This is a genomic window from Polynucleobacter sp. 39-46-10, assembly GCF_002282275.1.
The window spans coordinates 1-5,275 of the sequence record NZ_NCJB01000159.1 but is presented as its reverse complement, the minus strand read 5'-3'; the positions used below and the strand labels follow the sequence as shown (position 1 = coordinate 5,275).

Below are 5,275 nucleotides of genomic sequence, written 5' to 3'. Positions count from 1 at the left end.
ATATATGTGTATTCGCGTATATATACCTAAAATAGATTTTTTTTGAATCATTAGCATTTGGAGACATGCCATGCGCATAGGAGTACCGCTGGAAATCAGACCTGGGGAAACTCGGGTTGCCGCCACACCGGAAACCGTTAAGAAACTAATTGGCCAAGGCCATACAGTTGTTATTCAAAAGGATGCAGGTGTTACAGCCAGCCAGCCAGATTCTGCGTACGAAGCAGTTGGTGCCGCTATTGGTAATGCTGCCGATGCCTTTGGCGCTGAGATTGTTCTTAAGGTGCGTGCGCCCGAAGCAGCCGAGCTTAAGCAAATTAAATCTGGCAGCGTACTCCTTGGCATGCTGGATCCATTTGATAGCGACAATATTGCCGCCATGGCTGCGCAAGGTGTGACTGCATTCTCTCTAGAGGCTGCTCCGCGCACTACTCGCGCCCAAAGCATGGATGTTCTGTCCTCACAAGCCAATATCGCAGGTTACAAAGCGGTGATGGTCGCAGCTAATGAATATCAGCGCTTTATGCCAATGCTCATGACTGCTGCTGGAACTGTTAAAGCAGCACGCGTACTCATCTTGGGTGCTGGTGTTGCCGGCCTTCAAGCTATTGCGACAGCAAAGCGTTTAGGCGCCGTCATCGAAGCATCTGATGTGCGCCCTGCTGCTAAAGAACAGATTGAATCTCTTGGCGCCAAGTTTGTTGACGTACCTTACGAGACAGATGAAGAACGCGAAATCGCCCAAGGTGTTGGTGGTTATGCTCGCCCAATGCCAGAAGCTTGGATGAAGCGTCAAGCAGCTTTAGTTGCCGAGCGCGCTCAACAAGCGGACATCGTCATTACTACCGCCTTAATTCCGGGTCGTAAGCCACCAGTCTTATTACACAGCGATACCGTTGCTAATATGAAGCCAGGCTCTATCGTGATCGACTTAGCGGCTGGTCGCGGTGACAACGGCTCAGGCAACTGCCCCCTGACAGAAGCTGACAAGATCATCGTGAAAAATGGTGTGAAGATTGTTGGTTACACCAACCTCGCCAGCATGGTAGCTGCTGATGCCTCTGCTTTGTATGCGCGTAACTTACTCGACTTCATGAAGCTGATCGTTGATGCAGAAGCGAAGTTGGTAATCCCAACGGATGACGATATCGTTTCCGCCTGTCTCATGTGTCGTGATGGCCAAGCCGTCCGTAACAACTAATAAAGAATTTTCAAAGGAAATATCATGGATCTCGCTGCTTTTCAAAGCATCCTCACAGTCCAAAACATCACTGTATTTGTGTTGGCTATTTTTGTTGGCTACCACGTGGTTTGGAACGTCACCCCAGCATTACATACCCCACTCATGGCAGTTACGAATGCCATCTCTGGAATCATCATTGTCGGCGCCTTGCTACAAACCGAAGTAATCGGTGGTGATGAAATTACCCTTACCAGCATTATTGGTGCGATTGCAGTCTTTTTGGCCTCAATCAATATTTTTGGTGGCTTTATGGTTACCCGCCGCATGCTTGAAATGTTCAAGAAAAAAGCTCCTAAAGCTGATGCAGCTGGAACTAAATAAAACTAGAACAAGATCTATATAGAGACCACAATAATGTCAAACATAACCGCGATTTCCTATCTCATTTCATCGGTGCTGTTCATCCTCGCCTTGCGTGGATTGTCATCACCAACAACCTCCCGCCAAGGTAATACCTTTGGCATGATCGGCATGTTGCTTGCCGTAATCACCACCTTCATGATTCCGGACTTTAAGCCAGTCTTCTCATTGATCATTGGTGCAATTGTTGGCGGCGCCATCATTGGAACAATTGCTGCTAAGCGTGTGCAGATGACCAAGATGCCAGAGCTCGTAGCGCTCATGCACTCCTTCGTTGGCTTGTCGGCGGTCTTGATCGCTATCGCAGCGGTTTACAACCCAGCTCATGACCATACCGGTGCGCAAAAGATTGAACTCTTTATTGGTGCATTTATTGGTGCAATTACCTTTACCGCCTCTATCATCGCCTTCGGAAAATTATCTGGCAAAGTCAGTGGCAAGCCAGTGACATTTGCTGGTCAACATTTACTGAACCTCATACTAGCAATTGGTATGGTTGGTGGCGGCGTCATGTATTTCATGACAGGCAGCCACGAAGCGTTCTTGGTGATGTGTGCAATTGCATTGGTGTTGGGCGTGACATTGATCATTCCAATCGGTGGCGCAGACATGCCAGTGGTTGTATCAATGCTCAATAGCTACTCTGGTTGGGCAGCGGCTGGTATTGGTTTCACATTGAACAATCCAGTTTTGATTATTGCCGGTGCTTGCGTAGGCTCTTCTGGTGCAATTTTGTCTTACATCATGTGTAAGGCAATGAACCGCTCCATCTTGGCAGTATTGCTTGGCGGCTTTGGTGCTGAAGCTTCTGCTGGTGGCGCTGATGATGGTGGCCCAAAGAACTACAAAACTGGCTCTCCAGAAGATGCAGCCTTCCTAATGGAGAATGCTGACACCGTCGTGATTGTTCCTGGCTATGGCTTGGCAGTTGCGCGTGCTCAGCATGCTCTGAAAGAATTAACAGAGAAGCTCACCCACCATGGCGTCACCGTAAAGTACGCAATTCATCCAGTGGCAGGTCGTATGCCTGGTCACATGAACGTACTCTTAGCTGAAGCTGAAGTTCCATACGATCAAGTATTTGAGATGGAAGACATCAACAGCGACTTTGGTCAAGCTGACGTAGTGTTGGTGCTTGGTGCAAACGACGTGGTGAACCCTGCCGCTCGTACGCCAGGTAGCCCAATCTTCGGCATGCCGATCTTGGAAGCATTTAAAGCTAAAACGATCATCGTCAATAAGCGCTCCATGGCTGCAGGTTATGCCGGTCTTGATAACGAACTCTTCTACATGGACAAAACCATGATGGTCTTCGGTGATGCTAAGAAGGTTGTGGAAGATATGGTGAAGTCTGTTAGCTAATGCAAACAAATTGAAGATGTCACGGTAGTGAATCAGAATGGCTAGTAAATAAACTTACTAGTCATTTTTTTATGCTTGAGGCCAAGAAAGACCCCTCCCATGCGCTTACTCAAATACCCGTCATTTTGCTTTGCATTAATGCTATCTCAGCTTGTTCTCGCCGATGACAATCGAAAACACTACTACACCGATATTCCCGGCATTGAAGCCAATGTATTAATCAAAACGACAACGTCTTGGAATGGTGCGAAGCTCCCCCCATATGGCGAGGGTCAACCTGAAATCACCATCATTCGATATAGATTTGGCCCAGGTGCATCGATACCAATGCATATGCATCCCGTCATTAATGCCGGCGTTTTACTAAAAGGTGAACTCAATATCTTTACAAAAACCGGTGAAAAAATAACACTAAAGGCCGGCGAGCCACTGGTTGAGCTTTTTAAAGAATGGCACTACGGCTCAAACCCAGGCTCTGAACCGGTCGACTTAATTGTTGTCTATGCGGGAATGGTTGGAGCCCCCTTAACCATTCGGGAAAAGTAAATTTGGAGCTAACCTTATTCAGCAATAAAAAAACGCCCGGTCTTTTGAACCAGGCGTTTTAGTTTCTACAGCTAGATGGCTGAGGAAATTTACGGCAACTACATCATGCCGCCCATTCCACCCATACCACCCATGCCGCCCATATCAGGCATGCCACCGCCAGCGGAATCATCCTTTGGTGCTTCGCAGATTGCGCAATCAGTAGTCAACAATAGGGCTGCCACAGAAGCTGCATTAACTAGTGCAGTTTTTGTTACCTTAGTTGGATCGATTACACCTTGAGCTACGAGGTCGCCGTATTCACCAGTTGCTGCGTTGTAGCCGTTATTGCCCTTGCTAGCCAATACTGCATTTACAACTACGCTGGCTTCGTCGCCTGCGTTAGAAACGATGATACGAATTGGCTCTTCCATTGCGCGCAATACGATGTTGATACCAGCGTCTTGGTCAGCGTTATCGCCTTTCAAGCCTTTGATACCTTGCATCGCGCGTAACAATGCTACGCCACCACCAGGAACAATACCTTCTTCAACCGCTGCACGAGTTGCATGCAATGCGTCGTCGACACGGTCTTTCTTTTCTTTCATTTCAACTTCAGTAGCAGCACCAACACGAATCACTGCAACACCGCCTGCCAATTTGGCAACGCGCTCTTGCAATTTCTCTTTGTCGTAGTCGCTAGTCGCTTCTTCGATCTGAACACGGATGTTCTTCACGCGCGCTTCGATTGCTTTAGCATCGCCAGCACCGTCAATGATGATGGTGTTTTCTTTGCCAACTTCGATACGCTTCGCTTGGCCTAAGTGCTCAAGAGTAGTTTTCTCGAGTGTGAGACCGATTTCTTCAGCGATCACTGTACCGCCAGTCAAAATCGCGATGTCTTCCAACATGGCTTTACGACGATCGCCAAAGCCTGGAGCCTTAACAGCACAAGTCTTGATGATGCCGCGAATGTTGTTCACAACCAAAGTTGCCAAGGCTTCGCCTTCAACATCTTCCGCAATAATCAACAATGGGCGACCAGACTTCGCTACTTGCTCGAGTACTGGGAGCAAATCACGAATGTTGCTAACTTTCTTGTCAAACAAGAGGACGTAAGGTGTTTCTAATACGGCAACCTGCTTTTCAGGTTGGTTGATGAAGTATGGGGAGAGGTAACCGCGGTCAAACTGCATACCTTCTACAACTTCAAGCTCATCTTCCAATGACTTGCCATCTTCAACAGTAATAACACCCTCTTTGCCTACTTTTTCCATTGCTTCGGCAATACGCTGACCGATGCTGTGGTCGCTGTTAGCTGAAATAGAGCCAACTTGAGCGATTTCTTTAGTGGTTGTGCAAGGCTTGCTGATTTTCTTGAGCTCTTCGATTGCAGCTGTTACAGCTTTGTCGATACCGCGCTTCAAGTCCATTGGGTTGTGACCTGAAACTACGTACTTCATTCCTTCGCGAACGATAGACTGAGCCAATACAGTAGCGGTAGTTGTACCGTCACCAGCGATGTCATTGGTTTTGGAAGCAACTTCCTTCACCATCTGAGCACCCATGTTCTGGAGCTTGTCTTTGAGTTCGATTTCTTTTGCTACGGATACGCCATCCTTAGTGATGGTTGGACCGCCAAATGAACGCTCGATAACGACGTTGCGACCTTTTGGTCCCAAAGTTGTTTTTACTGCGTTCGCCAGAATGTTTACGCCTTCTACCATCTTGGTACGGGCGTTATCTCCAAATACGACGTCTTTTGCTGCCATGATTGAGTTCCTT

5 protein-coding genes are annotated in these 5,275 nt (G+C 47.7%); 4 read left to right on the top strand and 1 reads right to left on the bottom strand.

Annotated features, from left to right (window positions below; genetic code table 11):
• Nucleotides 1-70 precede the first annotated feature (70 nt).
• The 4 genes from B7X71_RS11420 to B7X71_RS11405 all read left to right on the top strand — a co-directional run bounded on the left by B7X71_RS11420 (nt 71) and on the right by B7X71_RS11405 (nt 3,511).
• Nucleotides 71-1,201 carry a Re/Si-specific NAD(P)(+) transhydrogenase subunit alpha gene (locus tag B7X71_RS11420; protein ID WP_293598908.1) on the top strand — a complete coding sequence of 377 codons (1,131 nt, stop codon included), beginning with the start codon at nt 71-73 and terminating at the stop codon, nt 1,199-1,201.
• Nucleotides 1,202-1,225: 24 nt separating this feature from the next.
• Entirely contained in the window at nt 1,226-1,564 is a 339-nt protein-coding gene (locus B7X71_RS11415) for a proton-translocating transhydrogenase family protein (protein WP_068320920.1), read from the top strand.
• Between the two features lie 33 nt (nt 1,565-1,597).
• A complete protein-coding gene (locus B7X71_RS11410) occupies nt 1,598-2,965 on the top strand; it encodes an NAD(P)(+) transhydrogenase (Re/Si-specific) subunit beta (RefSeq protein WP_293598909.1) in 1,368 nt (455 codons plus the stop codon).
• A gap of 99 nt (nt 2,966-3,064) precedes the next feature.
• A complete protein-coding gene (locus B7X71_RS11405; protein ID WP_293598910.1) occupies nt 3,065-3,511 on the top strand; it encodes a cupin domain-containing protein in 447 nt (148 codons plus the stop codon).
• Between the two features lie 98 nt (nt 3,512-3,609).
• On the opposite strand, the gene groL is transcribed toward B7X71_RS11405, so the two are convergent.
• Complete coding sequence (gene groL / locus B7X71_RS11400) at nt 3,610-5,262, bottom strand: chaperonin GroEL (RefSeq protein ID WP_293600780.1); 1,653 nt, start codon at nt 5,260-5,262, stop codon at nt 3,610-3,612.
• Nucleotides 5,263-5,275 lie beyond the last annotated feature (13 nt).